The sequence below is a fragment of the Rhodothermus bifroesti genome, assembly GCF_017908595.1.
GTDB lineage: Bacteria > Bacteroidota > Rhodothermia > Rhodothermales > Rhodothermaceae > Rhodothermus > Rhodothermus bifroesti.
This window is the reverse complement of sequence record NZ_JAGKTL010000003.1, coordinates 399,668-425,548: the sequence shown is the minus strand read 5'-3', so window position 1 is coordinate 425,548 and position 25,881 is coordinate 399,668. Positions and strand designations below refer to the sequence as shown.

Below are 25,881 nucleotides of genomic sequence, written 5' to 3'. Positions count from 1 at the left end.
GGAAGATTTAAGGGACCTCAACAAACGCACTGTCGATCAGGCGGGTTTGTCCAAAAAATACAGCAACACCTATCAACACCTGCTGTCCGGGCATGATGCGGTCAACTGGCTGGAGCGTCTCCGCATCGACCACCTCAGCATATTGCACGCGTGCTAATGGCGCACGTGCCAACGTTTGACGCATGGCTTCAACAATAGCCTCTACCCGCTGTTCCCCTTGACGAATAGCCTGCTGGGCAGCCTCAATGGCTTGCGAGAGCACCACTGCTTGCGTTCGTTCTTCTGGCGTTAGGTACGCATTGCGCGACGAGAGCGCCAGACCATCTGCAGCCCGCACCGTTGGCACACCGATCAGTTCGATATCGTAGTGCAGGTCGCGCACCATACGTCGGATAATTTGAAATTGCTGGGCGTCTTTAAGCCCAAAAACGGCTACATGGGGCTTACAAATGTTAAAGAGCTTGGCCACGACCGTTGTCACCCCTCGGAAATGCCCAGGCCGGTAGCGACCGCATAGGTGCGCATCGAGCCGTTCCACATAGACCCAAGTGAGGTTTGCCTCGGGCCCTTCGGGATACATCTCAGCAACCGAAGGAGCAAATACCACATCCACACCTAACGCCTCTAAGGCAGCCACATCACGTGCTAACTGGCGTGGATAGCGCGCGTAATCTTCACCAGGCCCAAACTGCGTGGGATTGACGAAGATCGATACGGTGACGTGGTCGGCATGGCAGCGAGCCGCGCTTACTAGGGTCAAGTGGCCCTCGTGCAACGCGCCCATCGTAGGCACCAAAGCCAGCCGGCGTCCTTCGCGTCGCCGCGCTTCGGCATGGGCTTGCATGGCTGCCACGGTCTGAATCACTTCCATAAAAACTTCGGCACTATTACCGCTGCCTAATCTACAAAAATCCCTTGCTTATGTGCTCGCCAAAAAAAGCGCTAAAAAATGCCGCCGCGTCACTTATGGTCCTTTTTCCGCCTAATCGATCGTAGTTTATACGCACGCTGTGTCACCGAAAATGCCAATGCAGCCATGCCAAGCTACCGCATTGAACGCGATTCGCTGGGCGAAGTGCGCGTCCCAGCCGATGCGCTTTACGGCGCCCAAACCCAACGGGCCGTAGAAAACTTTCCAATTAGCGGAATACGCTTTCCGCGCCGGTTCATTGAAGCCCTGGGGATTATCAAACTAGCAGCAGCCCGAGCTAACCGAGCGCTGGGTCTGTTGGCAGCTGACAAAGCTGAAGCTATCGAAAAAGCGGCGTTACGCGTCATCAGTGGCGAGCTCGATGATCAGTTTGTGGTCGATGTGTTTCAAACCGGTAGTGGGACCTCGACCAACATGAATGCTAATGAAGTGATCGCCAACTTGGCTACTGAACTGCTCGGGGGGCAGCGGGGCAGCAAGCTCGTTCACCCCAACGATGACGTCAACATGTCGCAATCATCAAACGACGTCATTCCTACTGCCATGCACATTGCGGCCCGTGTCGCACTGGAAAATGAACTGATCCCGGCATTGTTGCGCTTGCGGGCCGCCCTTCAAGAAAAAGCCGTACAGTTCGACGACGTGCTGAAAAGTGGCCGCACCCACTTAATGGATGCGACCCCGGTGCGTCTAGGCCAAGAATTTAGTGGCTATGCGGCCCAGATTGACCATGCCATTCGTCGGCTACGCACCGCCTCGCACGAACTGGCCGAGCTGGCTTTAGGCGGCACCGCAACAGGCACCGGCATTAACCGGCATCCCGACTTTCCCCCACGGGCTATAGAACACATCAGTGACCTAACAGGCCTGCCCTTTCGCGAAGCAGAAAATCATTTCGAGGCGCAAGGCAGCAAAGACGCCTATGTCTCGGTCTCAGGCGCACTGAACACGCTAGCCGTAGCGCTCATGAAAATCGCCAACGACATTCGCTGGCTGGCCAGCGGTCCTACCAGTGGATTGGCAGAAATCCGGCTGCCGGCTGTGCAGCCTGGCTCGTCGATCATGCCCGGAAAAGTCAATCCGGTGCACAACGAAGCCTTAATGATGATCTGCGCCCGCGTTATGGGCAACCACCTAACCGTTACCATCGGTGGCCAGCACGGCAACTTTGAGCTGAACACGATGATGCCTGTCATGGCCTATGCCTTGCTCGAAAGCATCCAGCTTTTGACAAATGGTTGCGAAGTTTTTCGCACTAAGTGCATCGAAGGTATTGAAGCGGATCGCGAACGCTGCCGCGAGTTGCTTGAACGTAATCCTTCTATTGCGACGGCCCTGAATCCTATCCTTGGTTACGACAAGGCCGCCGAGGTGGCCAAACGTGCAGCTCGGGAGCGCAAGTCGGTCCGTGAAGTGGTCAAGGAAATGGGCCTGTTGTCTGATGAAGAACTCGACCGCGTGTTGAATGTCCGTGAAATGACCGAGCCTGGCATTCCAGGTAAATAGCCTGCTGGCTGTCTCTCCACAACGCGCAGGCACAAAACGGCCTGCGCGTTGTTGTTTATACGAAACGACAGCTTCGCATCGTTTCTTTTCCGGCACAAGGCTACACAGCTTGCCAACCCTAAAACCTACTTGCTGCTATGCAACGCAAACGTACGCTGTCGATTGTGGCGCTGCTGGTTATCGCTTTTCTGGCCGGCGTGCTGTTTACCACAGCCGGAGCTAACCTGTTGGGCCTGGGAGAACGTGCCACTACCCCCACACTGGCCAGCCAAGAAACCGGTGGCACACGCTTAACGAACCTGGATGCCAGCTCGCTCGAGGAAGCGTTCATCGCCGTAGCGGAGCGGGTGAATCCTACCGTGGTCCAGATTCGCTCTGAAAAGATTATCCGCCGCCGGCCCTTTACGTGGAATCCGTTTGAGGGAACACCGTTTGAGGACTTTTTCAACTTCCGCATTCCCAATCAGCCTGAAGAGTTTCGCTCGCAGGGCTTAGGCTCGGGGGTGATCATTCGTGCCGACGGTTACGTGGTCACCAACAACCACGTTGTTGAGGGGGCCGACGAGCTGCAGGTGGTGCTGTTCGATGGCAGCACCTATAGCGCCAAGATTGTAGGCACTGATCCTCAAAGCGACCTGGCTGTGCTCAAGATCGAGGCCCAGAACCTGCCCTACATCTCCATGGGCGATGCAAGCACAATCCGCGTAGGGCAATGGGTACTGGCCTTTGGATCACCCCTTTCTGAGCAGCTGAGCAATACGGTAACCGCGGGCATCATCAGTGCGATTAACCGCTACACGAGCTTTGGCCAAGCAGTGCAAAACTACATCCAGACCGATGCTGCCATTAACCCAGGCAACTCGGGCGGCCCGCTGGTCAACCTGCGCGGAGAGCTGATTGGGATCAACACGGCTATTATGACCCGTACGGGAGGCTATCAGGGCATTGGCTTTGCCATCCCAGTGGACGTGGTACAATACGTGGTACCCCAGCTTATCGCAAGCGGCAGGGTAGAACGGGCACGGCTCGGGGTGCAATACACAGCAGCCTCGCCGGCGGTGATCCGCGCGCTCAACCTGCCTCATGGCGCAGCTCAGGTGGTTTCGGTTGAGGAAGGCTCAGCCGCCGAAAAAGCAGGCATCCGGCCAGGCGACATTATCGTTGCCGTCGATGGGCAAGAGCTAACCAATTCGCTGCAGCTTTCTAAACTGATTGGTACGCGCAAACCAGGCGAAGAAATCAAAATCACGATCAACCGCGACGGAGAAAAGCGCACGGTTACCGTACGCCTGGGTTCTGCACCGGCAGACAACCCGACAGCCTCCAGCAGTCCTTCTCCTAGCGGCGGAGAAGGCTCAGCCTCTAAGCTCAAACAAGAGCTAGGCATCTCGATTGCCGACCTGACGCCGGCGTTGGCGCAGCGCTTTGGCCTAGAAAACACCGATGTGCAAGGCGTGCTTATTACGGATGTGGATCCTGCCAGCGCCGCTTACCGCGAAGCCAACTTGCGCAGCGGCCTTCTGATCATCGAAGTCGACCGCAAACCGGTGCGCAATGTGCGGGAGTTTGAGCAGGTTTACAAAGCCATTAAGCCTGGAGCTATGTTTCTGCTGCGCGTACGGGACCCGCAGTCGAACGGCACGCTCGTTACTGCACTACGCAAACCTTCTTAAGCCTTTTAGCGATTTGGGGTAGCCCGTGGGGAAGCCCAAGCGGCTTCCCCACTTTTTTAAGAAGTGGATACCGATTCGGCACGTATCGGCATCCGTTCCAGCAACATCCCTAGCAGATAAACCGAGAATGCCGTGCCCAGCGAAGTGAGATACGGATGGGGCCACTCAAAAATGTAAGCACCTAAAACCCAACTGGTAATCCCGGCTCCCAGAGTGGCTAGTGCCGTCCACTCCCCGCCATAGCGTGAAAACAGCCCAAACAGGATTACCACAAACAAGCCAGCACTGCCAAACGCCGAAGCTTCTTCAACCAAAGCATACACACCCTCAGCATAGAGGGCCATGATATATGCGATCACCCCAAAGAGGGCTACCCCCCCTCGAGCAATCCACACCTTTTGCCGCTCTGAAAGCCCGGGAAGCAGAGGAACCACTAGGTTATGGGAAACCAAAGAGGAAGCTACCAGCAATGCACTGTCGACCGTCGACAAAATGGCCGATACCAGGGCCCCAGCAAAAGCGACGTAAAGCAGCGTTGGCAGGTATTGCCCAGCCAAGCGCGGCAGGAGTTGTTCCGGATGCTCTAGCCCAGGAAGAATCATAGGCCCCATCAGCCCTAAGGAAACCGGGATCAGTCCTACCAGCAAGTAAATACCTGAGGCTATCAGGGAAGAGCGTCGAGCAACTTCTGCAGATCGAGCCCCCAAAATGCGCGATACAAGCTCAGCCGAAAGCACCGAGCCAAAGACAGGAATCGCCCATGCTTCTGCCGCATCCCACCAGCTATCATAGCCGTGAAAGGGGTTGATGCGTTCGGCAGGCACCTGCAGCAGCATTTCGCCCTGTTGCTGCCATACCGCAACGCCCAGTACCCCTAGGCCAATAATCAACGCAATCCCTTGGATGAGGTCGGTCCACGCATCGGCTAGCAGCCCACCAGAGATGGTGTAAACAATCACCACCAAAGCCGCCAACGTGATCGTCAGCTCAACATTCCACCCCGAAGAAGCAGCCAGCACCTGCCCAAAGGCACGGATTTGTGCAGCAGCCCACAGCAGTCCGGTAGGCACCAATAGCAGCACGGCTAAACGCTCAACCCGAACGCTGTAACGCTGCCGAAACAGGTCGGCCAGCGTGGTTAGGCCACGTCGCCAAAGCGGCACCGCAAAAAACAGCCCCATGAACAGCAAACAAAGCCCATAGCCAAAAGGATCTGCTGTTCCTCCAGCCAGACCTTCGGCGTAAATAGATCCTGCGGAACCAATACAGGTCTCGGCTCCAAACCACGTAGCAAACACCGTAAAGGTCGTCAAACCATAGCCTAAGCTACGTCCGGCAAGCAAGTAGTCGGCTTCTGTACGAATGCGCCGAGAGACCCAGGCCCCTATAAAGAGTTGCATGAGCACATAGAGGCCTATCCCCAAAAGAACCAGTGGCATCGCGGCAAGCTTTCAGGGTTAGTAGGCAAAAACGTCCGCGTAAACGTTTTACGGTGCGGTTTGATTCCCTATCCCAAGGAGCCGATCGGTGCCGCGGCTGCTGTCGCGAAAGTACACCAAGGCAGTGTATACATTTTCCGAGCGCGGCATTGCTTGTGCATTTGCCCGCAATGCAACGTCGCCGCCAAGCACATAGCGGTAAGCATGCCAACCCTGCTTCACCAAGGCTTCTCCTTCATAGTAACGCTGCTCTGGATGCCAGCGCATTCGATAAGCAGGTCGCACTTGCCATCCTGAAAAACTGCCTATGAGAAATACTTCTCGGCCCAAAGGTCGCTCAGGCACCAATCGAAAACGTACCCGCACATACGCGGCAGCCACGCTAGGATCGCCAGGCGCATCACGCACTACCGCGGTTACCACCGACTGCCCAGCCAAAAGCGGCTCGACATCACTTCCGCCAAAACGTACGTAATCCGGCTCCAACCACACCTCCGGCGGCTGCGTGCCTCGGTCGACACGCTGAATGCGCCCTCCGGGTTGCAAGGTGCTTAGGTCCAGAAAATAGTCGGCAGGCTCCGGTGGAAAAGCTTCTTCAGGTGCTAACGTAAAACTCACCATAGGCTGTTCGTCCAAAAGTGGCCGTCGGCTGCAGCGCACTGCTTCAAAACCTCCGTTACGGGCAAAGCAAACCGTAAAGTCGAACACTGCGGCACTCATTTCAACGGGCACCTGGAAGCGAGCTAGCGGCCGCACCTGCTGCGCAGCCTGACTCCCCAGAAACGCATCGAAAGCGAGCTCCACCTGTAACCTGGGCTCAACCACAAAAAACGCTCGCTCAAACAAAACGGCATCTTCCTGCCCTTGTTCGGTCACCCGAAGAATGTAGTTCCCGCTTAGCCGAAACTGGATGCTTTCGTTAGGGAAGCGATACACGTAATGCTGGTAGGCCAAGTCAGTATGGATCGAAGGTTCAGCCGCCAGCAGATCGTCTCGGTGAAACGACGCCAGATACTCTGCGGGCAATAGGTCGCGCTGCCAACGGTAATCGGCATGATAAAAGTAAATCGAAAGCGGCCGTGCCTGGGCCGCCAAAAGATCAAAGCTTAGGGTCAAATAATCGCGGCTTCCTAGGCGTAAGATCGGCCACTGGCGCTCATCTTCTCCTTGGTAGAGCTGCACCAATCCCACCGCTTCTCCATCTGGGAGCAAACCCGGGCCTATCCTGCTAGGTAGTGTTGGTGCATGTTGCGCACGAGCAGCGCCTACAGGCTGTCCAGCCTCTTGGGTTGCGGCACAGGCTCCCACTAAAAGCAGCAGTAGGCAGGCCGCCCCGCAAGCGCGCGTTGTAGCCAAGTGTACCATGCCAAATTTTCTGCGACCCGGGCTGCCTGTGCATAAGCACCCGCCTGTTGCAGCAAGGCATAAAGCTGCTCACCTCGCCGCTGCGCTTCATCCCATCGACCCTGACGGCAAGCACGGATCATTGTTTGCATTTCCAGATAGCTCTGCAGCAAAAGCAATTGGCCATCGGGTAAGCTCGGAGCTAAAGATACGTCAAGGACTTCGGCTTCACACCAGCATCCTTCATTTTCCTGCTGAAACCACTTGCGCAATGCTTCGGGCTGATCGGCGATCTGTTGGCGCAACACCAACCCGAGTCGGCCTTCCCAATCATACAGGGGCCACCGAGCGTAAAGCTGGGCATAGGCGCGGCGGGCTGCATCGACCGAGCCAGACAAAGCCCAGGCATCGGCTCGGTACCGCGCTAGCACCAGCCAGTTAGACAAAGCCGACAGGTCCCCTAGGCGCTCCAGTACCGCTAGGGCTTCACCGCGTAGCAACCGAATCCGTGCCCAAAGCGCAAGCGCTAAAGGATAACGTTCTCCGACGCGTTCTAGGTGCTGCAATGCCTGCAGGGTATCGCCATAAAGCAAGGCGCGTTGCGCTGCCTCGTAGGCGCGGACTTCTGGCGGCACGTAGTGCGGGCAGTGCCGCTCTATGAGTGCAGGCACCGCAAAACGCCGCCTTACATAAGCCCATGTACCGCGGTCGACGGCCGGCAACAGCTGCAGCATCTGCTGCCACTGCCTAAGCAGGGCTTCCAAAGGTTGGCCATAAGCTTTCTGAAATGAGGCGCCACGATAAACCTGTTGCAAGGGATCTGCTCCATAGTGGTCCCAAAGAAAACGTACAAACGATCCAGCTAGGGTATACGCCACAGCGCTGCGGCTTGTCCAAAAGCCTTGCGGTGTCACCAGAGTGGCAACCCGATCAGCAAGTCTGCTTTCTGGATCCCGCACCATGGCGGCCGCTACAGCAGCTTGTTCATGTGGCGTTGGCCTACCGTCGGGGGGCTCCAAGGCTACCGCCAAACCCTCAAGCAACCCAATGCGTGGCGAAATCCCCAACACTCCCCAACGCCGAGCCGCGACATGGACCAGCTCGTGGGCTATCGTACGTGCAAAGGCTCCCTGCCACAAGTGCACCTGGGGTTGTGGTAGCCAAACCAAGGCCACGCTGGCCTGCCGCGCTCCGGTAAGTTGCGCCCGCTGCTCTGGATCCGAAAACACCCAAAGGTGCACCAGCTCTGGATCTGTAATATCGAACTGCTGCAAGAGTCGTTCATAAAAATAAGCCGCTTTCTGGGCATAGTGAGCAGCCATCCCAGGCTTCAAAAAACGTGGATCGTAATGCAGTATCACCTGACCCCAAGAGGCCTGGCCTGGCAGCGCCCGGGCTAGCTGAGCGGTAGACGTGTTAAACCCTAAAGGTTCAGCCATTTGGTAGCAGGCCGCTAGCAACAATGCCAGTCCTACCTGCGCTCGGTACCAGACGAAGCGCTCTGTCCAAATGGCCTGGTAAAACCGCCAAACACCATATAGCCACAAAGCCCAAAGCAAGCTAACAGCTCGAAACACAAACAGACCTGGCCTTAGAGCCAACGCTTCCTCATAGATAGGGCCTAGAATGCCTCCAAAAACATGATTATAGGTGTACAGCTGCGGATGCCATCGCAGGTCGTAAAAAACCGGTATCACCATCAGCCCAAGCCCCACACCCACAAACCATAGCCGCGATCGCCTAAGGCGAATCGCCTCCAGGGCCCCAGCCAATGCAACCGCTAAAGCTACGCTGACAGGTGGGAAAAGTATAAAAAATAGCAAACCCCGTAGGTAGTCGCAGTTTGGACGCCATACTGTGGTCACGCTGAGCAGTAGCCAAGGTATCAGCAATAAGCCGAGTTGCACCTTAAGGGCCTCATCCAAGTTACCCCCAAAACGCACGTAGCCGATCGTCCACCATCCTGCCACAAAAAAAGCCACCGTTGCCCATAGCGCCGCTGCCTCGACGTGCAGCATACCTAACAGTGGTACCGGCCATAAGGCTATCCCCAGCGCAACATACAACAGTAAGCATCCCCGCGTACTGCGGTATCGTTCCGGGATCCACATGCTTTCTAGCCCCGCTGGCGTGCAGCAAGCTAAGAATAATGCCTCGGAACACCTGCCTTCAAGGCGATCAAATCAACTTAATGGTAACGCCCAACGAAAACACTTCCTTGAGTTGCACGCGGCGACTGATGTCCCGGTCATACAAGGCCACCACTTCCAAACTCGTCCCTAACCAGCTATTGACCTGCATTTCAAGCAGGTTTTCCCAAAGCATATCCGGAAGATCAGGCTTGTTGAAGGCGCCAAAAAGCCCGAGACGGGACTTAAGCCGCACATTTTCAAAAAGCTGCCGGTCTAGCTCTGTGCGAGATTCTACCCCAACCTCAAAGCGTACCGTTTGATTTGGGGCTAATCCGTAAAGTGCACGTAGACGCTCCAGCAATACTACCGTCTCTTTGGCACCCACGCCTAGCCGCTGGCGAAACCAGCCGTCGGGCTGATAGGTAAGCCCTAGGGCTTGGTTAAAAATGGCCGGCGAAAACAAGTCCGACACCTTTACCGGTGGCTGACGTCCGTCACCAAACGGATTTTTGGTGTAGTTGTAGCCTGAGGCAAATTGCGTGCGCACATCTGCCGACAACGTTGGATTAAACAAGCCAAAAAATCCATCCCCCCGATACTGCAAAGAAGCGGCTACCCGAATCACATCCTCAGCCTTACGCAGCTCTAGCGTATCCTGCTTTACCACCCCTAGCGAGAGGCGTATGTCGTAGAGTTGGCGCCAGGCCGGCGACAAGCGCTCAAACGTTCCATTGATTGCTCCCGAAAGGGCCAATGCGCTCAGTCCTCCTTCAGCCCAATGACTAAAAGAAGCTTGCGTGGCCGAAAGCCGAGCCCCCAGCGACCGCTTCCACCAAACCTGTGTCGTATCCGCTAAACCATGTGGCGCAGCTTGCAGTGGTGTAGATATCCCTATGAATACTACAAACAAGTTTTTAATTTTCAGCATTTTATAACCAATACCTTCATATTTGTCTATCAACAAAAAAGGCTATGCCTTACGCATAGCCTTTTACGCACTCGATAAAAGAAGCGGTCAAGCGCGGCTTTACATCTGGTTCTTTTTCTCCTGAATTTCTACGCGGATCTCTTGGGCCAGCTTTTTGAGGTCTTGCATCGCTTTGCGCACCCGCGTACCAGCTGCTTTGTTGCCTTTTTCGTAGAATTTTTTGAAATCAGCCTCCAGGCCCATGACAAAATCACGGAGTTGTTCAAAGCGGTTCATAGCTAAACCTCCATCGGTTTTAGGTTCTCTAGTAGCACACCGGATCGGTAGCCGATACGGTAGAATTTATGCGCAACTTAACACCTGCTGCTGTGACTGTCAAGGAGCGCGTAGCGCGAAAGGCGCAAAAAAACCGCATTAATGTAGCTTGCGTAACGCTTCTAGGGGACCGACCCACAAGGGAATGCCTTCTTGAAGAAGGTGGTGCGCTACATCTGCTGCAGCCGGTTGGTGCGTTTTGGGGTCTGCAAGCAGCAGCACTTGAGCTGCATCTAAAGGCCAAGCTTTGGCTAAAGCGGAGAGCATCTCAGCTGGATTCACCTCGACGGCTTGCGCATGCTCGCGTGCTAAGGTAGAGAGCACAGGCCAGATGCCTTGGGCAAGCAGCGTGCGCAGCCAGTCAACGCGACCAACCTTCAGCGTCCCATCGCATTCTCGGCGTAGCAGTCCGCGATCGGTGCCTTGAATGCCTACGGCAGGCACCAGTCGTTCGCTCAGTTCAGCCACCAGGCGCTGATTGGTCTCTCGGATTCCCCGCTCAATCAGCATCTGTTCCCGTGCCGACTGTACCACGAGCACGCCTTTTTCCCTTCGAGGCACATAGCCTTCAGCTTCCAACAGCTGCTCAGCACGCCCTCCGCTTCCATGCACCAAAACCAGCGGTGCTGTGAGCTGCTTTAAGATGCGTGCCAGATAATCCACAAACAGCAAGTCCTCCAAGCACTGCTCGTCCAGGTACAAAAACCTTGTCAGCATACGTTTTGTTATTTTTAAGCTTTCGGGCTACGCTGCGCCCCCGCAAAAGATTCGCGAAAGGCTTGCGTGGGTTGCTGCGACGTCTTTCCTTATAGGAGCCGGCGCAGGCGCTCACCTATCTTTACCTTACGCTATGGAGCACTTTTGCCATCTGCACTGCCACACCCAGTACTCGCTGCTTGACGGGGCTGCCCGGATCGAATCCTTGCTGAAGCGAGCGGCTGCCTACGACATATCGGCTGTCGCCATCACCGATCACGGCAATTTGTTTGGTGCCCCTGAATTTTACCGCACCGCTGAAAAGATGGGTCTCCAACCCATTATCGGCTGTGAGTTTTATTTGACACCGGGCAGTCGTTTCGATCGCAACGAACGCACCCGTTACCATCAAGTCTTGCTGGCCAAAAACGAAACTGGCTATCGTAACCTCATCAAGCTTTCTTCGCTGTCCTACCTCGAAGGCTACTACTACAAGCCACGCATCGATCGCGAGCTTTTGGTGCAATATCGCGAGGGGTTGATTGCCACAACATGCTGTTTGCAAGGCGAAATTCCCCAAACCCTTCTCGAACAGGGCGAGGCTGCTGCACGCAAAGTCTTTGAGTGGTATTTGGAACTGTTTGGCGAGGATTACTACATCGAAATTCAGGATCACGGCCTCCTAGAGCAGAAAAAAGTCAATGCCGTTTTGCTTCGCTGGGCTAAGGAATACGGCGTCAAGGTGCTAGCCACCAACGACGTACACTATGTCGATCGCACCGATGCCGAAGCCCACGACGTATTGCTCTGCCTACAAACGGGCAAGGACCTTTCAGATCCAAACCGGATGCGGTTTGATAACGACCAGTTCTATCTCAAAAGCCCTGCTGAAATGCGCCAGGCCCTACTGGCCGATATCCCTCCTTCTTTAGTCGATGAGATGATGGCCACAACAGCTGAGGTAGCCGAAAAGTGTCGCTTTCAGCTTCCTCTAGGCCGACTGCTCATGCCCCACTATCCTATCCCGGCCGAGTACGGCGGCGACATGGATGCCTACCTGCGCGACTTGGTCTTTCAGGGGGCGCACCGTCGCTATGGCGATCCTTTACCTCAAGCTGTTGCCGAGCGCCTGGAGTTCGAACTGTCGGTTATCCAAAAGATGGGGTTTGCCGGGTATTTTTTGATTGTGCAGGATTTCACTACCGCAGCGCGCCAGCTAGGGGTGCGCGTTGGACCAGGGCGCGGATCAGCTGCCGGAAGTGCCGTGGCCTATTGCCTGGGCATCACGAACATTGATCCGCTAAAGTATGACCTCCTTTTTGAGCGGTTTTTGAACCCTGAACGCGTCTCCATGCCCGATATCGACATCGACTTTGATGACCGAGGCCGAGGCAAAGTGATTGACTACGTGGTGCAAAAATACGGCCGGGAAAACGTCTGTCAAATTATTACGTTTGGCACGATGGGGGCCAAAATGGCTATTCGCGACGTGGCCCGCGTGCTGGGCATTCCACTTGCACAAGCCGACCGTATCGCCAAGCTCATCCCCGAAGGGCCTAAAGTTACACTGGCTGAGGCCTACGAAGAGGTACCCGAGCTTCGCGCACTTAAGCAAAGCAGCGATCCGCAAATCCGTAAGTTACTGCATTACGCCGAAGTGCTCGAGGGCTCCGTCCGGCATACAGGCGTACATGCTGCAGGGGTCATCATTGCTCCAGGCCGGCTCAGTGACTACATCCCCATCGCCATCGCCAAAGGGAAAGACAACGACACCATCACGACCCAGTACGACGGCAAGTGGATCGAGGAGTTCGGTCTCCTCAAAATGGACTTTCTTGGACTCAAAACGCTTACCATTCTCAACGATACACTGGCCCTCGTCAAAGCAAACCATGGTTTAGAGCTTGACCTGGATCAAATTCCGCTTGACGATCCCAAGACTTTTGAACTGTTTCAGCGGGGCGAAACGGTGGCCATCTTCCAGTTTGAATCCGAAGGCATGCGCGAGTGGCTTCGCAAGCTGAAACCTACCTCGATCGACGATCTGATCGCCATGAACGCGCTTTACCGGCCAGGGCCCATGGACTTAATTCCAAAGTACATTGCACGTAAACATGGCCTAGAGCCGGTTGAATACCCCCACCCACTGCTTGAACCTGTCCTCAAAAACACCTATGGCATTCCCGTCTATCAGGAGCAGGTCATGGAGATGGCCCGCGTCATTGCAGGCTACACGCTCGGCCAAGCCGATTTGCTGCGAAGGGCCATGGGCAAAAAAAAGCCCGAAGAGATGAAGCGGCATCGCGAAGTCTTTCGCGAAGGAGCCGCGCGCCTACACGGCATTCCAACCGAAAAGGCCGACGAAATTTTCGACATGATGGAAAAGTTCGCTGGCTATGGCTTTAACAAGAGCCATAGTGCCGCCTACTCCATTGTGGCCTACCAGACAGCCTATCTGAAAGCCAACTTTCCGGCCGAATTCATGGCGGCAGCCATGACCAGCGAAATGGGCGACACAAAAAAGCTGGCTGTTGTGCTTGACGAAGCCCGCCGTATGGGTCTGGAACTGCTGCCTCCTTCGATTAACCACAGCCAAGCGCACTTTACGGTTGAAGCAGGCCGCATCCGCTTTGGCCTTGGCGCCATCAAAGGCGTTGGTTTGAGCGCCATTGAAGCCATCATCCAGGCACGCCAAAAGCATGGCCCCTTCCGTACGATTTTCGACCTGGTGCGCCATGTCGATTTGCGGGTGGTCAATAAAAAAGTGCTGGAAGCCCTGGTACGCTCTGGCGCCCTGGATGATCTTGAGGGCCACCGGGCACAAAAGCTAGAGGCGATTGATCTGGCATTGCAGTACGCCCAGAAGTTTCAGGGGGAGCAGCTTCTTGGCCAGGCTTCGCTTTTTGGTGCTAGCGGCTCCCGCTCGGCCCTCCCCGAACCCAACTTGCCCGTGGTTCAGCCCTGGTCACGTGCCCAGTGTTTGAAAGAAGAACGCGAACTAATCGGCTTTTATGTCACAGGCCATCCCCTTGAGGCCTACCGTGCCGAGGTCAATGCCTTTGCTACGGCCACACTGGCCGGGCTATCGCGCATGCTCGAAGCTACCGACGCAACGCCGGAAATCAATGGTGCGGCCAATGGATATACGAATGGATCGGCTCATGGCTTTACCGCACAGCCCAACCGGCCACGCCACCGCATTTGTGGCATTATCACCGAGCTGCAGCGCCGAACTGGCCGAAACGGCCGCCCCATGGCATTTGCCGCCATTGAAGATTTTACCGGGCAAGGCGAGCTCGTGCTGTTTTCATCGGTGCTGGAACGTGCATTGCCACACTTAGAAGTGGATGCCGTAGTCCTGGTCGAAGGTCAGGTAGAAGTACGTGGCGGCAATGTAAAAATACTGGTAGACGAAGTTTGGCCCATGTGGAAGGTGCGGGAGCTCGTGGAAGTCTTGGTAGTCCAAATTAACCTAGAGCAAGTGACCGTAGAGCAGATTGAGCGTTTTCATGCATTGTGCACTGCGCATCCAGGGACCTGCAAGCTGCAATTCGATCTACTGAGCCCGCAATTCCCCAACGGACACCAGCGTCTGGTGAGTCGCCAATGCCTGGTTGAGCTCAGTGACCGTTTTTTGCAACAGACACTGAAGCTTTTTGGCGCCGAAGCCGTCCGTCTTGAAAGCCGTCGCCTATCCTCTATGCGCACATAAAAAAGCGGGGCTGCCCTGAAGCAGCCCCGCTTGCAATGTTAAGACCGGCTTAGAAGTCCATGTCTCCCGCACTAGGCGTAGCTGGTGCTTTTTCCTTTTCCGGCTTTTCAGCCACGACAGCCTCTGTGGTCAGTAGCAACCCAGCTACCGAGGCAGCGTTTTCCAGCGCCGTACGCGCCACCTTGGTTGGGTCGATCACGCCCTGCTCCAGCAGGTTGCCGAACTCTTCGGTCTGGGCATTGAAGCCAAAATCGTCCTTGCCGTCTTTGACGCGCTGGACGACGATCGAGCCTTCCCAGCCCGCATTTTCGGCAATCTGCCGCAGGGGCTCTTCCAGCGCTCGCTGCACAATCTGTACACCGATCTTCTGGTCTTCGTTTTCAACCTCAACCTTGTCGAGCGCCGGAATAGCCCGGATATAGGCTACACCACCACCAGGCACGATGCCCTCTTCAACAGCCGCGCGGGTCGCATGCAGCGCATCCTCTACGCGCGCCTTCTTCTCCTTCATTTCGGGCTCCGTGGCTGCGCCGATCTTCAACACCGCTACGCCACCGGAGAGCTTCGCCAAGCGCTCCTGCAGCTTTTCGCGGTCGTAATCACTTGTGGTCTCTTCGATTTGCTGGCGGATCTGGTTGGCCCGCGCTTTAATCTGAGCCGGATCTCCCTTGCCACCGACGATCGTCGTGTTGTCCTTATCCACAATGATCCGCTCCGCTTGGCCCAGATAGTCGAGCGTGGCGTTCTCCAGGCGATAGCCTTTCTCTTCCGAGACCACCGTACCACCCGTCAGGATGGCAATGTCTTCCAGCATGGCTTTGCGCCGATCGCCAAAGCCTGGCGCCTTAACGGCCGCCACCTTGAGCACGCCACGCAGCTTGTTGACAACCAGCGTAGCCAGCGCTTCACCTTCCACATCCTCGGCAATGATGAGCAGCGGCTTGCCCGTCTGGACCACCTTCTCCAGAATCGGCAGCAAGTCCTTCATTGCCGAGATCTTCTTGTCATGGATCAGAATGTAGGCGTCCTCCAGGACGGCCTCCATCGTGTCGGGGTTGGTCACAAAGTAAGGCGACAGGTAACCCCGGTCGAACTGCATCCCTTCGACGACCTCAAGCGTCGTCTCGGTGCCTTTGGCCTCTTCGACCGTGATCACGCCATCCTTGCCGACTTTTTCAAACGCATCGGCAATCAACTGCCCGATCGCTTTGTCGCCATTAGCTGAGATCGTGGCTACCTGCGCAATGCGGTTCTTGTCCTGCACCTCTTGGCTCATCTTGCGCAGCTCAGCCACAACCACTTCGACAGCTTTGTCAATACCCCGCTTGAGGTCCATTGGGTTAGACCCAGCCGTAACGCTCTTCAACCCCGCCGTCAAGATCGCCTGTGCCAAGACGGTCGCCGTCGTCGTACCATCACCGGCCACGTCGCTTGTCTTCGAGGCGACCTCTTTGACCATCTGGGCACCGACGTTTTCAAGTTTATCTTCCAACTCAATCTCCTTAGCCACCGTTACCCCATCTTTCGTAACGGTCGGCGCACCAAACTTCTTCTCAATGATCACGTTGCGCCCCTTCGGACCCAGCGTAACCTTTACGGCATCGGCCAGTTTGTCGACGCCGCGCTTGAGCGCCATGCGCGCATCCGCATTAAACGTAATCTGCTTCGCAGCCATAGGATTCCCTCCTGGTTGGTTTCAGCTCACCGGTTTTCCGGACAACACGTCACGAAAAAAGCGCCACCTTTACCGCAGCGCTTACTTCTTCGACTCCTCAATAATGCCCAAAATGTCCGTCTCCCGCATAATGAGGTACTCTTCGCCGTCGATCGAGATTTCGGTGCCGGCATACTTGCCATAGAGCACCTTGTCCCCTTCCTTAACGGTCATTTCAATCTTCGTCCCATTCTCTACACGCCCTGGACCAACGGCAATCACTGTACCTCGCTGCGGCTTTTCCTTGGCCGTGTCCGGAATGTACAGACCGCTCTCTGTACGCTCTTCCGGTGGTTCCGGCTTGATCACCACGCGATCGCCGAGTGGTTTAATCTTCGTCATACCCGCTCCTCCGTTTAGGTTTTATTGGATCGCTTGCACGGGAATGTGAAAAAACGTCTAAGAAGTGTTAGCACTCTCCAGTTGAGAGTGCTAACACTTCAACCCGAGCCCATCGTGAGGGGTTCCTACAAGGCATGAAGAAATTTTTAAACTCTCTGGCATCCACCTGCCAGCTTGCTTAGCTTTATGCCAAACCTAACGGTGCGTAGGATGCGGCGTTTTAACCGGCTTTGGCTTTTGGTCTGTCTGCTTACAGGCCTGCTGCTCGTGCTGGCCACCCTGCCGCCCTTCGTTGCGCCACCTTTGCGCGCAGGGCTGATGGCGCTGTTTGCGCCTGTATGCCACCAACTTCCCGATCGCTCGCTGTGGATCGAGGGTGTGCAACTGGCCGTCTGCCACCGCTGCTATGGCATCTACGCCGGGCTTTTCCTAGGGATTATGCTGTTTCCTTTGGTGCATGCACGACTGCGCACTGCAGCCCAAGAGCCTCGCTGGCTTCTTCTGGTGGCCTTGATCCCCGCTGGGCTGGACTGGAGCCTTGAAGCCTTCTCCCTCCAGTCCAGCACACCGCTGAGCCGTCTGTTCACTGGACTATGGCTAGGAGGGATCGCGGGGCTTCTTATGGCCACACGGCTAACGCCGCTTTCTCGCATCTTCCGCTGAGTAACTTTCTGTCACAAGCCTGGTTATGTCTTATGCGGGACAAGCTCCTCTCGGTTTTGCTTGGTGGCGCCATCGTAGGCGTTGCAAGCACATTGATTGCTAAGATTCCGTTTTTAGGTGGGTGCCTAGCATGTCTAGGGTATGCTGGTGCAGGACTCCTAACCGTGTGGCACTACACCAATACGCATCAGCTTACCCTTCCTGGTGGGCAAGGTGCCTTGCTGGGTCTGTTAAGCGGAGCAGTGGCTGCCTTGATCTCAGGTTTGCTAACCCTACTTTTAATCCATTGGGGATTTTTTGCCGACCCAATCGCTACGCTGGAAGCCAGTGGCCAGCTTGACCAGATGTCTCCTCAACAAGCAGAGATAGCTCTTCGCGTTGCTCAAGTGCTTTCGGGCTTCTGGGGCATCGTCTTAGGGATCCTCATTGGGGGCATTTTGGGGCTTTTCGGAGGCATCTTGGGAGCCGCCACTTTCAAAAAAGGCGCTTCCGAAACGCCCTCATCCGAACCGGACGTGCTCTAAGCCCATACGGGGGCGCCAGGGCCGACGTGCCCGCGGTGCGCTTAGCAATTCAGCCATTACATAGGCCTCTTGTAAGGCCTTCGGCTGTGCTAAGCGTTGTACCCATAAGGAAGGCGTAGCGGGTGCTGCTGGTCGCTCCGGCTTAAGTGCTGCTGCAGGCGCGGCTGCTACCGGCGCACGCCACTCCGGGCCTGTTTGTTCTAAATTTCGAAATGCTGAAGCTTGGTTTGTGTAGGTCGACGGCTGGGGTTGCGGAGCCGGTGCAGTAGGTTCTGACCGCAAAACATCCCGAATCGTTCGCAGCGCTTCCTCAAGCTCGGCATCGCGCGTGCGCTGGGGGAGAGGCTTTGGTATGGTAGGCCGGGTACGCCGACCGCCCAAAAGCCAATAGAGGACAAACAAAAAAAGTAAAAGCTCCAGAAAACCCATAGCACGACTTCATCTTTGTTTTGCTGGCTTACCGAAAATCAGGAGACTTTGTTGCACGGTTTCACTCAAACAGATCAGGTTGCATCCGTTGCTGTTTGAGCAGAGCAATAAGTTTTCGGTTGGCACGCGGAAAGGCGTACTGATCCAGCTCTTCTATCGTCACCCAGCGTAGCTGCAGCCCTTCTCGTGAGACAGGGGTTCCTTCAAGCAAGCGACACCAGAAGGCATGTAGCGTCACCCGGAAGTGCGTATAGGCATGGCGCACAGTAGCCAGTGGACCTGTGATTTCTACCTGCACCCCCAGCTCCTCATAGAGCTCACGTCGGCAAGTCTCTTGGAGCGGTTCGTCTTGCTGGCGCTTTCCACCTGGGAACTCCCAGAGCCCCCCCAAAAGTCCGTCTTCTTTACGACGCTGGATCAGCAATTGACCTTGGGCGTTTTGCAAAAGTCCGATCGCTACCTCATAGTGCGGCACAGGCATACGCGGGGGCTGTACCGGAAAGGCAGTAGGCATACCCAAGGCAAAGGCTTGGCAACAGGAACGCAGCGGACAAGCCGGGCAATCCGGTCGCTTGGGTAGGCAAACTGTAGCCCCCAACTCCATGAGCGCCTGATTGAAGGTACCGGGGTCCTCGGTTGCCACCAACGCATCAGCTACTTCTTGCAGCTGTAGGCGGGTGGTTTCCGCGCGGGCATTGTGCGCAACGGCCAGCACGCGCGTCAACACACGGACGACATTACCGTCGAGCACTGCCCGCGGCTCACCAAAGGCAATCGAAGCTACAGCAGCTGCTGTGTAGGGGCCAATACCCGGCAGGCGGCGCAGTGCTTCGTAGGTTTGAGGCAGTTTACCCTGATGATGGGCGACGAGGACTTGCGCAGCCCGATGCAAGTTGCGCGCACGAGCGTAGTAGCCTAAGCCTTCCCAGCAGCGCAGCACCTCGTCGAGCGGCACTGCAGCTAAAGCTTCAAGGGTAGGAAAGGCCTGCACAAAACGCCGGTAGTAGGGCAGCACCTGATCGACCCGCGTCTGCTGCAGCATAACTTCGGCTACCCAGATGTAGTAGGGATTGCGCGTGCGACGCCAAGGCAGGTCACGCGCTCTGGCCTTATACCAAGCAACGAGCTGGCGAAACGTCTGCCGATGCGCTGGCGTCAGACGGTCAAGTAACCGATCAGAAGCTGTAGGCGAAGGCGAGGCTTGAGCTTTGGCCATGGATCGTTCGTGCAAGCAAAACAGGCGCTTGCTATACGTTTGGCTAGCCATTGGGTTCAGCCTTTGGCTGCAGCTTGGCCGGCTTTATGCGCAAACTGCCCCATTTATCTCTCCCCCATCTGATAGCCTTATCCATCAGTTAAGCAGGCGTTTGGCCCAGCTCCAAGAGGAAGGTTTTTATTTGGCCCGCCTGCACCAGGCGTCCGACAGCTTCTGGATCGAACCTGGCCCACGCATCACGCTCGACACAGTTATTTTTGAAAATACGGGCCCGCTTTCCCCCCAAATGCTTTACCGCACCTTTCCAGTCCATCCAGGCCAGGTGCTAACTACAGAACGCCTTAAGGCCGGCCTGGAGCAACTGGCTCGCCATTATGCCGAGGCCGGCTATCCGCTCATGCGCGTGCGCATTGCCCGTTTGGATCTGCATCAGCGTAAGCCCGACCGGCTGATCCTTGTGTTACAGATTGAACCAGGTCCACGGCTATATCTAGACCACATTCTACTTCGTGGAGCAAAGCGCACGCAACCAGACTTTGTGGCCCGTGTGCTTGGGCTCCGAAAAGGGATGTGGCTGCGCCCCTTTCACCCGGAACGCATGGTAAGGCGCCTCGAGGCTACCGGACTATTTCGGCGTGTGGAGCTCCCCGAGCTCTACCTAAGCAGCGACACAACTGCTGTGCTTGTCGTGCCGCTTGAAGAAGCTGCACTTGGCACGTTTGACTTGCTGCTGGGGTACGTGCCGGAGGCCAGAAGTCTCATAGGCAGCGGCCATCTCAAACTCCAGCACGTGCAAGGAGCGGGCCGTCGGCTCGAGGTGCAACTCATGCGCCTGCCCGGTAGCGTCAGCCGCTTTCGTCTCGAGGCTGGTGACCCTTTTTTCTTGGGATGGCCGCTTGAACTCCGCGTGGCTTTTGCCGGCCGCCAACAGGACTCTACGTATAACCAACAGCATTATCGCCTTACCCTGGGCTATCACATGTCCTCGGGCCTTGAACTCATCGGTTTCTGGCGCCGGGAAGCTACGCAGCCCGGGATAGCTGGGGTACAGCTTCTTTCAGGGCAAGCACCTATTGGCCACAGCACGGCCCATTTAGCCGGCATGGGTATCTCCTTGCAGCCTTTCGATCCTAGCGTAACGGTTGCTCAAGGCCTGCTCCTAAACTTCCAAGCCGAGCGGGGAACCAAGCTGCTTACTAGGCGCGTGCGTACGCCTACTGGCGACACGCTCCGCAGCCACCAACGCCTTCAGCAACACCGACTAGAAGCCTCAGTGCGGTTTTATCAGCCACTAGCATCGCGGCTGCTCTTTGTCGGTGGAGGCGATCTGCACGTGCTCCAAGCAGACCTGTACGAGGCTTCGGATTTGTACCGGCTGGGGGGAGCGCGTTCGCTACGCGGCTACGACGAAGAGCAGTTTGCCGGCCATCGAACAGCCCGCCTATTGTTTGAAGTGCACTGGTTGCTGCATTTTCCTAGCTATGCTTTTGCGTTTTTGGATCTGGGATATGTGGCTACGCCACCTGGCACGCTCGAAACGGCCCAAACAGCTTGGTATCCCGGCTACGGCCTAGGCGTGCAGTGGCAAACGCGGGCCGGTTTGCTTAACCTAAGCTACGCCCTAAACCCTAAGGAATCATGGCTTGACGGACGACTGCACTTGCAACTTGCGCTGGGACTCTAAGCAATGACCACCACCTTTTACATACCCCCGGAAATGTTCCGTGACGGATGGGTCGTGCTCCCACCGGATGAGGCGCATCATGCCGTACGTGTCTTGCGCCATCGCCCAGGGGACGAGGTAGTGGCTGTCGACGGTGAAGGGGGCTGGTATCGACTGCGGCTAGAGCAAGTCGATCGTCAGACCGTCGGCGCTCGCGTGCTCGAAACGCGCCGCGACCATGGCGAGCCGCCTTATCACCTGACTGTCGGCTTGGCCTTGCTTAAGCAAAGCGCCCGCTTTGAAACCTTTCTTGAAAAAGCCGTAGAGCTGGGCGTGCAGTGCATCCTACCCCTCCAAACAGAGCGTACCGAACGCGTCCAGTTTCGCCTGGAGCGTGCTCAACGCATTTTGGTAGCTGCCCTCAAGCAATGCGGCCGTAGCCGCCTGCCTCGCGTATTACCACCGCAGACCTTCACCGAAGCAATCCGCAAGCCAGCTGCCTTGCGTCTGCTGTGTCACGAGCAACCTGACGCCGCTTCGTTGCCCCTGGGGCAGCTGCTTTGCGGGCAACGTATGCCCAATGCCCTGGTACTGATTGGCCCCGAAGGTGGCTTCAGCGGGTCAGAAGTCCGCCAAGCCCTTGCGGCAGGATTCCAGCTTGTCTCCCTGGGTCCACGTCGTCTACGTGCAGAAACTGCTGCGCTGGTGGCAGCCAGCGCTTTTAGCCTATACTGGGAAGCACAACGTTCACCAACCCGTTCCTACCATGCTCAAAAGCACTACACCAATCCTTGAAGGGCGCCGAATTACGCACTACCACGGTATTGTTACCGGAGAGGCCATCCTGGGCGCCAACATTTTTCGGGATTTTTTTGCTGGCATCCGGGATATTGTGGGTGGCCGCTCGGCAGCCTACGAGAAAGAGCTGCGTAAAGCCCGAGAAGTTGCCTTCGCAGAAATGGAAGCCCAGGCTCGTCAGTTGGGAGCCAACGCGATTGTGGGTATCGACATCGACTATGAGACCCTTAGCGTAGGTGGCGGAGGCAACATGCTCATGGTCAGCGTCAGCGGCACAGCAGTTACCGTAACCTAAGACGTACCCTGATAAAAAACCATGCCAACACAACACACCTTCGACATGGCCGCCGTTCGCGAAGAAACGCTCCATTCCCAGCAGGTATTTGACGGCCGCCTGCTTAAGGTCTATCAAGACGAGGTACGCTTGCCCAATGGCCAACACTCGGTGCGTGAATGGATCAACCATCCAGGGGCTTCCGCGGTCGTTCCGCTTTTTGAAGACGGAACAACCGTGATGGTCCGGCAATTTCGCTATCCACCCCGGCAGTTTTTTCTAGAGGTGCCCGCAGGTAAGCTAGATCGACCTGGGGAAGATCCACAAGCCGTTGCGCTCCGCGAGTTAGAGGAGGAGACCGGTTGGTGCGCCCGTAGCCTGGTTCATCTGGGTTCATTGTATCCCTGCATCGGCTACAGCAACGAAGTCATTCACTGCTTTTTAGCCCAGGACCTAGAACCTGGTCGCCAGCAGTTGGCGGATGGGGAATGGTTAGAAGTGGTCCGTCTTCCGCTGGCCGAGGCTGTGGCTATGGCGCGCTGTGGCAAAATTCCCGATATGAAATCTACCGCGGCTTTGCTCTTGGCAGATGCCTTTCTTCAGCAAAAAACCCGAAAGGATGCTGGATAAGTAAGGTTATGTTGATGTATCTTGCTTTTAAGCAAGGCATGCAAAATGCTAAGGTCGAAAAATGTTTACGTTTTTGATTATTCTGATTACGCTACTGGCAATACTGCTAGTGCTGGTTGTACTGCTGCAAAGCGGTCGGGGAGGGGGCTTAGCAGGCATTGCCGCCGGTGGAGCGCAGCAAATCTTGGGCGCGCGGCAGGCTCCTGATATTTTGGAGAAGACCACTTGGACGCTAGCCGCGATTTTTATTGTGCTGTGCATTCTGACCAACTTTACAATTGATACGGGTGCGCGGCGCGAAAGCATTATTCAGCAACGGGCACAGCAAGAGCAAACGCAACCTGTACCACCGGCCACGCCTCCGGCAACGACACCAGCGCCTGCAGATGACGCTAACTAGAGCGTTTTGCACAAAAACGGTAAAGGGCTGCTCTGCAGAGCAGCCCTTCGTGTTTAAACATGGCGGCATGCGCTGGCCTGTAAGCCGAATTCTGTCTACCCGAGCAACGGCCGCCACATCGCTCGGGGAGACCATCATTTATCTGGGACTGCCGTCACCGGCAGCCTCAAGCGGCCTACCCGCGCCGCCGCGTCCTAAGTGGACGCCTTTCAGCGGGCCACCTTATCCGCGCTAAGGGCGGTGCGGCGCTGCTTGGCCTTGCACCCCCCGGGGTTTACCTAGCCGCCGCTGTTACCAGCGACGCTGGTGGGCTCTTACCCCACCCTTTCACCCTTTGCCTGCGTCTCGCCGCACAGCGAGACCATCGGCCGGTCTACTCTCTGTGGCACTTGCCGTCGCCCTTTGGTTGCCCAAAGGACGCCCTCCGGTTAGGAGGCGGGGTGCCCTGTGGTGTTCGGACTTTCCTCACCGTCGCGCTGCAGGCGGACGGCGCGATGGTCCGGCCAGCGCAAGGTTTCTACGCTATCCCGTTACCTTCGTTCGCGAAACCAAGCTCCTGGCTCACTTCATGAAACAGCTCGCTGTCGACAATAATGCGGCCTGTTTGCTCACAGGCAATAATCCGCTTACGCTGCCGAATTTCTACCTGTTGCTGTGGAGGCACGGTATAGCCTGCAGCTGCACCTCGCTCAAGGGGCACCACCGCACGTCCATCCCGAAAACGCATACGCAGCCGCTTATACGCCCGCAGATAGCGCGGGTCAACCGCCTGCTCGGCTTCGGCGCGCTTGGCCAACAGCTCTTCCATTTCTTGCTTGGTATCCTCCAAAACAGCCTGCAGCTCAGCACGCTTAGCGGCGAGCAGCGCCTCTAGCTCTTGCAACCGCTCCTCTGCTTCTTTTTGCGTCACCACACGCTCTTGCTCCAGCCGCTCTAGCTCCTCTAAACGGGCCTTTGCGACTTCGATGCGCTGACGCTGCGCTTCAATCTCTTTGGTCAGCGCATCATACTCCCGGTTGTTACGCACGTGGAGCTGCTGCTCTTCGTAGCGCTTAATAAGCGTTTCGGCTTCTTCAATATCCAAACGCGCCCGCCGCCGTTCGACCTCGTGCTCTTTAGCTTCCCGTTTGTACTTTTCTAGGCGCGTCTGCAGGCCTGCTTTTTCATCCTCTAAGTCCTGAATTTCCTCTGGCAAATCCCCACGCAGTTTTTCGAGTTGGTCAATGCGCGTGTCGATAAGCTGTAAACGAACGAGCGCCCGTAATTGCTCAGCTATGGAAGCTGTTTCCTGCATTGTGGTGGGCATAGGCATTCTTAAAGCTTGATAGCGAGAACAATACCAGTCGTAGAAAACGCATGGTCATAGCGAAAGTTTAGTGTGTTTTATGCAAAACCTAGATTTAGCGCTCCGCTACAAATGTAGCTACAGGAGCTGTGCGCAGCCGGGTGCGATGCCATGCAACCGATGGGAAACGCTCTTGCAGCCAGCTTTGAAGTCGCGTTTCAAAGAGCACTTCCGTTTCGTAATGTCCAGCATCGATCAACGCCATGCGAGGCTTGCCTTCCGCTCCCAACACCTCAAAAAAGCGATGGTACGTTAGGTCGGCCGTTACGTACGCATCAGCTCCAGCTGCTAAGGCTTTAGCGATCAAATCCCCTCCAGCTCCACCACAGACCGCCACGGTTGCGATACGTGCCCCAAGATCTCCAACATACCTTAGACTCCGGACCCCAAGCCGCGTAGCCACGTGCCGCAAAAACGCCTCCAGCGATTGCGGCGGATCAAGCTTCCCAATCGCTCCCCAACCCGCCCGTGTGTAGGGCTGCTCAACTGGATACACGTCGTAGGCTACTTCTTCATAGGGATGCGCTGCCCGCATGGCCTTAAGCACCTTGGGCAGATCCCAGCGCGCTACCTCAACCTCCAGACGAACCTCTTCGGCCGATTCCAGCTGCCCTGGCTTACCAATAAACGGTCGCGCCATATCCCCCGGACGAAAATAGCCGATCCCTTTACTGGCAAAAGCACAGGCCTCGTAATTGCCGATGCGGCCTGCGCCAGCTTCAGCCAACGCCTCGCGCACCGGTTCCACATGCGAAGCTGGCACAAACGTCACCAGCTTGTAGAGTGCCTGCGGCAGCTTTTCCAAAAAGCGAATCTCCTGCAACCCCAAGTGCTCAGCCAAGGCAAACGAGACGCCCCCAGGAGCTGCATCTACATTCGTATGCAGACTGTAGAGTGCAATGCCGGCTTCGGCTAGCCGAAGCGCCAGCGCCGAGACCAAACCGTCGGGCGTTAGCCGACGCAACGGACGAAACAGCAGTGGGTGATGCGTCAAAATAAGCTCGGCCCCGAGGGCCTGCGCTTCCTCAACTACGGCTGGCGTAAGATCCAGCGCAATCAGCGCCCGCTGAACCACGCGATCTGGATGCCCTACCTGGAGGCCCACGTTATCGTAGGACTGCGCTGTTGCCGGTGGCGCCCAAGCCTCTAAGGCATCAGCAATCTGTTGCAGTGTAGGATAGGAGCTCTGCAGCGCCATATTTCTTAC

Annotated in this window: 23 protein-coding genes and 1 other RNA gene; 10 read left to right on the top strand and 14 right to left on the bottom strand. The window is 56.2% G+C overall.

Annotation, left to right across the window (positions count from 1 at the left end; genetic code table 11):
• Positions 1-7 precede the first annotated feature (7 nt).
• A complete protein-coding gene (gene panC / locus J8E65_RS08785; protein ID WP_210375371.1) occupies positions 8-871 on the bottom strand; it encodes a pantoate--beta-alanine ligase in 864 nt (287 codons plus the stop codon).
• Positions 872-1,036: 165 nt separating this feature from the next.
• Between panC and J8E65_RS08780 the strand changes: the two genes are divergently transcribed.
• Positions 1,037-2,437 (top strand): class II fumarate hydratase, encoded by a 1,401-nt coding sequence (locus tag J8E65_RS08780; protein ID WP_210375370.1) that lies wholly within the window; start codon positions 1,037-1,039, stop codon positions 2,435-2,437.
• 137 nt (positions 2,438-2,574) lie between these two features.
• Positions 2,575-4,110, top strand: coding sequence for a Do family serine endopeptidase (locus tag J8E65_RS08775; RefSeq protein ID WP_210375369.1), 1,536 nt, complete (start codon positions 2,575-2,577; stop codon positions 4,108-4,110).
• Positions 4,111-4,166: 56 nt separating this feature from the next.
• On the opposite strand, the gene J8E65_RS08770 is transcribed toward J8E65_RS08775, so the two are convergent.
• The 6 genes from J8E65_RS08770 to J8E65_RS08745 form a co-directional block, all read right to left on the bottom strand.
• Positions 4,167-5,549, bottom strand: coding sequence for a high affinity choline transporter 1 (locus J8E65_RS08770; RefSeq protein ID WP_210375368.1), 1,383 nt, complete (start codon positions 5,547-5,549; stop codon positions 4,167-4,169).
• Positions 5,550-5,597: 48 nt separating this feature from the next.
• Positions 5,598-6,914 (bottom strand): type IX secretion system plug protein, encoded by a 1,317-nt coding sequence (locus J8E65_RS08765; protein WP_210375367.1) that lies wholly within the window; start codon positions 6,912-6,914, stop codon positions 5,598-5,600.
• Positions 6,857-9,004 (bottom strand): hypothetical protein, encoded by a 2,148-nt coding sequence (locus J8E65_RS08760; protein ID WP_210375366.1) that lies wholly within the window; start codon positions 9,002-9,004, stop codon positions 6,857-6,859. Before J8E65_RS08760 ends, J8E65_RS08765 begins: the two co-directional genes overlap by 58 nt.
• 67 nt (positions 9,005-9,071) lie before the next feature.
• Positions 9,072-9,953: a DUF3078 domain-containing protein gene (locus tag J8E65_RS08755; protein ID WP_210375365.1), complete on the bottom strand. Its 882-nt coding sequence runs from the start codon at positions 9,951-9,953 to the stop codon at positions 9,072-9,074.
• A gap of 99 nt (positions 9,954-10,052) precedes the next feature.
• Positions 10,053-10,229, bottom strand: a complete 177-nt coding sequence (locus J8E65_RS08750; protein WP_210375364.1) for a histone H1 — start codon at positions 10,227-10,229, stop codon at positions 10,053-10,055.
• A 138-nt stretch (positions 10,230-10,367) separates the two neighbouring features.
• A complete protein-coding gene (locus J8E65_RS08745; protein ID WP_210375363.1) occupies positions 10,368-10,985 on the bottom strand; it encodes an amino acid kinase family protein in 618 nt (205 codons plus the stop codon).
• Between the two features lie 133 nt (positions 10,986-11,118).
• Here J8E65_RS08745 and dnaE point away from each other — a divergent pair, with 133 nt between their 5' ends.
• Positions 11,119-14,676, top strand: coding sequence for a DNA polymerase III subunit alpha (dnaE, locus tag J8E65_RS08740; RefSeq protein WP_210375362.1), 3,558 nt, complete (start codon positions 11,119-11,121; stop codon positions 14,674-14,676).
• 49 nt (positions 14,677-14,725) lie between these two features.
• Here dnaE and groL read toward each other — a convergent pair whose 3' ends face one another.
• Positions 14,726-16,351: a chaperonin GroEL gene (gene groL / locus J8E65_RS08735; protein ID WP_210375361.1), complete on the bottom strand. Its 1,626-nt coding sequence runs from the start codon at positions 16,349-16,351 to the stop codon at positions 14,726-14,728.
• Between the two features lie 81 nt (positions 16,352-16,432).
• Positions 16,433-16,732 (bottom strand): co-chaperone GroES, encoded by a 300-nt coding sequence (gene groES, locus J8E65_RS08730; RefSeq protein ID WP_210375360.1) that lies wholly within the window; start codon positions 16,730-16,732, stop codon positions 16,433-16,435.
• 210 nt (positions 16,733-16,942) lie between these two features.
• Between groES and J8E65_RS08725 the strand changes: the two genes are divergently transcribed.
• The gene (locus J8E65_RS08725; protein WP_210375359.1) at positions 16,943-17,395 is read left to right on the top strand and encodes a DUF2085 domain-containing protein; all 453 of its coding nucleotides are present in this window, start codon (positions 16,943-16,945) and stop codon (positions 17,393-17,395) included.
• Between the two features lie 32 nt (positions 17,396-17,427).
• Entirely contained in the window at positions 17,428-17,919 is a 492-nt protein-coding gene (locus tag J8E65_RS08720) for a hypothetical protein (RefSeq protein ID WP_210375358.1), read from the top strand.
• Here J8E65_RS08720 and J8E65_RS08715 read toward each other — a convergent pair.
• Together J8E65_RS08715 and mutY are read right to left on the bottom strand one after the other, a co-directional pair.
• Entirely contained in the window at positions 17,896-18,348 is a 453-nt protein-coding gene (locus J8E65_RS08715; protein WP_210375357.1) for a hypothetical protein, read from the bottom strand. The genes J8E65_RS08720 and J8E65_RS08715 overlap by 24 nt on opposite strands.
• Before the next feature lie 61 nt (positions 18,349-18,409).
• The gene (gene mutY, locus J8E65_RS08710; RefSeq protein WP_210375356.1) at positions 18,410-19,564 is read right to left on the bottom strand and encodes an A/G-specific adenine glycosylase; all 1,155 of its coding nucleotides are present in this window, start codon (positions 19,562-19,564) and stop codon (positions 18,410-18,412) included.
• 28 nt (positions 19,565-19,592) lie between these two features.
• On the opposite strand from mutY, the gene J8E65_RS08705 reads away from it, so the two are divergent.
• From J8E65_RS08705 to secG, 5 genes are all read left to right on the top strand, one after another.
• Positions 19,593-21,248 carry a POTRA domain-containing protein gene (locus J8E65_RS08705; protein WP_237181800.1) on the top strand — a complete coding sequence of 552 codons (1,656 nt, stop codon included), beginning with the start codon at positions 19,593-19,595 and terminating at the stop codon, positions 21,246-21,248.
• A gap of 3 nt (positions 21,249-21,251) precedes the next feature.
• Positions 21,252-22,022 carry an RsmE family RNA methyltransferase gene (locus tag J8E65_RS08700; protein WP_210375354.1) on the top strand — a complete coding sequence of 257 codons (771 nt, stop codon included), beginning with the start codon at positions 21,252-21,254 and terminating at the stop codon, positions 22,020-22,022.
• Positions 21,994-22,320, top strand: a complete 327-nt coding sequence (locus tag J8E65_RS08695; protein ID WP_210375353.1) for a heavy metal-binding domain-containing protein — start codon at positions 21,994-21,996, stop codon at positions 22,318-22,320. Before J8E65_RS08700 ends, J8E65_RS08695 begins: the two co-directional genes overlap by 29 nt.
• Positions 22,321-22,341: 21 nt before the next feature.
• Positions 22,342-22,929, top strand: a complete 588-nt coding sequence (locus J8E65_RS08690; RefSeq protein WP_237181798.1) for an NUDIX domain-containing protein — start codon at positions 22,342-22,344, stop codon at positions 22,927-22,929.
• A 61-nt stretch (positions 22,930-22,990) separates the two neighbouring features.
• Positions 22,991-23,329, top strand: coding sequence for a preprotein translocase subunit SecG (gene secG, locus J8E65_RS08685; RefSeq protein WP_210375352.1), 339 nt, complete (start codon positions 22,991-22,993; stop codon positions 23,327-23,329).
• Between the two features lie 64 nt (positions 23,330-23,393).
• Here secG and rnpB read toward each other — a convergent pair.
• The 3 genes from rnpB to J8E65_RS08670 form a co-directional block, all read right to left on the bottom strand.
• Positions 23,394-23,840, bottom strand: an RNA gene (gene rnpB / locus J8E65_RS08680) — RNase P RNA component class A.
• Between the two features lie 6 nt (positions 23,841-23,846).
• On the bottom strand, positions 23,847-24,635 hold the full coding sequence (locus J8E65_RS08675) for a zinc ribbon domain-containing protein (RefSeq protein WP_210375351.1): 789 nt from the start codon (positions 24,633-24,635) through the stop codon (positions 23,847-23,849).
• Between the two features lie 94 nt (positions 24,636-24,729).
• Entirely contained in the window at positions 24,730-25,872 is a 1,143-nt protein-coding gene (locus tag J8E65_RS08670; RefSeq protein WP_210375350.1) for a Nif3-like dinuclear metal center hexameric protein, read from the bottom strand.
• Between the last annotated feature and the right edge of the window lie 9 nt (positions 25,873-25,881).

Coding starts and splice junctions, on each gene's coding strand:
- J8E65_RS08720 (WP_210375358.1), top strand. CDS start 17,428: ATGCGGGACAAGCTCCTCTCGGTTTTGCTTGGTGGCGCCATCGTAGGC.
- groL (WP_210375361.1), bottom strand. CDS start 16,351: ATGGCTGCGAAGCAGATTACGTTTAATGCGGATGCGCGCATGGCGCTC.
- J8E65_RS08750 (WP_210375364.1), bottom strand. CDS start 10,229: ATGAACCGCTTTGAACAACTCCGTGATTTTGTCATGGGCCTGGAGGCT.
- J8E65_RS08725 (WP_210375359.1), top strand. CDS start 16,943: ATGCGGCGTTTTAACCGGCTTTGGCTTTTGGTCTGTCTGCTTACAGGC.
- dnaE (WP_210375362.1), top strand. CDS start 11,119: ATGGAGCACTTTTGCCATCTGCACTGCCACACCCAGTACTCGCTGCTT.
- J8E65_RS08695 (WP_210375353.1), top strand. CDS start 21,994: ATGCTCAAAAGCACTACACCAATCCTTGAAGGGCGCCGAATTACGCAC.
- J8E65_RS08780 (WP_210375370.1), top strand. CDS start 1,037: ATGCCAAGCTACCGCATTGAACGCGATTCGCTGGGCGAAGTGCGCGTC.
- J8E65_RS08690 (WP_237181798.1), top strand. CDS start 22,342: ATGCCAACACAACACACCTTCGACATGGCCGCCGTTCGCGAAGAAACG.
- J8E65_RS08675 (WP_210375351.1), bottom strand. CDS start 24,635: ATGCCCACCACAATGCAGGAAACAGCTTCCATAGCTGAGCAATTACGG.
- J8E65_RS08670 (WP_210375350.1), bottom strand. CDS start 25,872: ATGGCGCTGCAGAGCTCCTATCCTACACTGCAACAGATTGCTGATGCC.
- J8E65_RS08770 (WP_210375368.1), bottom strand. CDS start 5,549: ATGCCACTGGTTCTTTTGGGGATAGGCCTCTATGTGCTCATGCAACTC.
- J8E65_RS08715 (WP_210375357.1), bottom strand. CDS start 18,348: ATGGGTTTTCTGGAGCTTTTACTTTTTTTGTTTGTCCTCTATTGGCTT.
- groES (WP_210375360.1), bottom strand. CDS start 16,732: ATGACGAAGATTAAACCACTCGGCGATCGCGTGGTGATCAAGCCGGAA.
- panC (WP_210375371.1), bottom strand. CDS start 871: ATGGAAGTGATTCAGACCGTGGCAGCCATGCAAGCCCATGCCGAAGCG.
- J8E65_RS08775 (WP_210375369.1), top strand. CDS start 2,575: ATGCAACGCAAACGTACGCTGTCGATTGTGGCGCTGCTGGTTATCGCT.
- mutY (WP_210375356.1), bottom strand. CDS start 19,564: ATGGCCAAAGCTCAAGCCTCGCCTTCGCCTACAGCTTCTGATCGGTTA.
- J8E65_RS08745 (WP_210375363.1), bottom strand. CDS start 10,985: ATGCTGACAAGGTTTTTGTACCTGGACGAGCAGTGCTTGGAGGACTTG.
- J8E65_RS08760 (WP_210375366.1), bottom strand. CDS start 9,004: ATGTGGATCCCGGAACGATACCGCAGTACGCGGGGATGCTTACTGTTG.
- J8E65_RS08700 (WP_210375354.1), top strand. CDS start 21,252: ATGACCACCACCTTTTACATACCCCCGGAAATGTTCCGTGACGGATGG.
- secG (WP_210375352.1), top strand. CDS start 22,991: ATGTTTACGTTTTTGATTATTCTGATTACGCTACTGGCAATACTGCTA.
- J8E65_RS08755 (WP_210375365.1), bottom strand. CDS start 9,953: ATGCTGAAAATTAAAAACTTGTTTGTAGTATTCATAGGGATATCTACA.
- J8E65_RS08765 (WP_210375367.1), bottom strand. CDS start 6,914: ATGGTACACTTGGCTACAACGCGCGCTTGCGGGGCGGCCTGCCTACTG.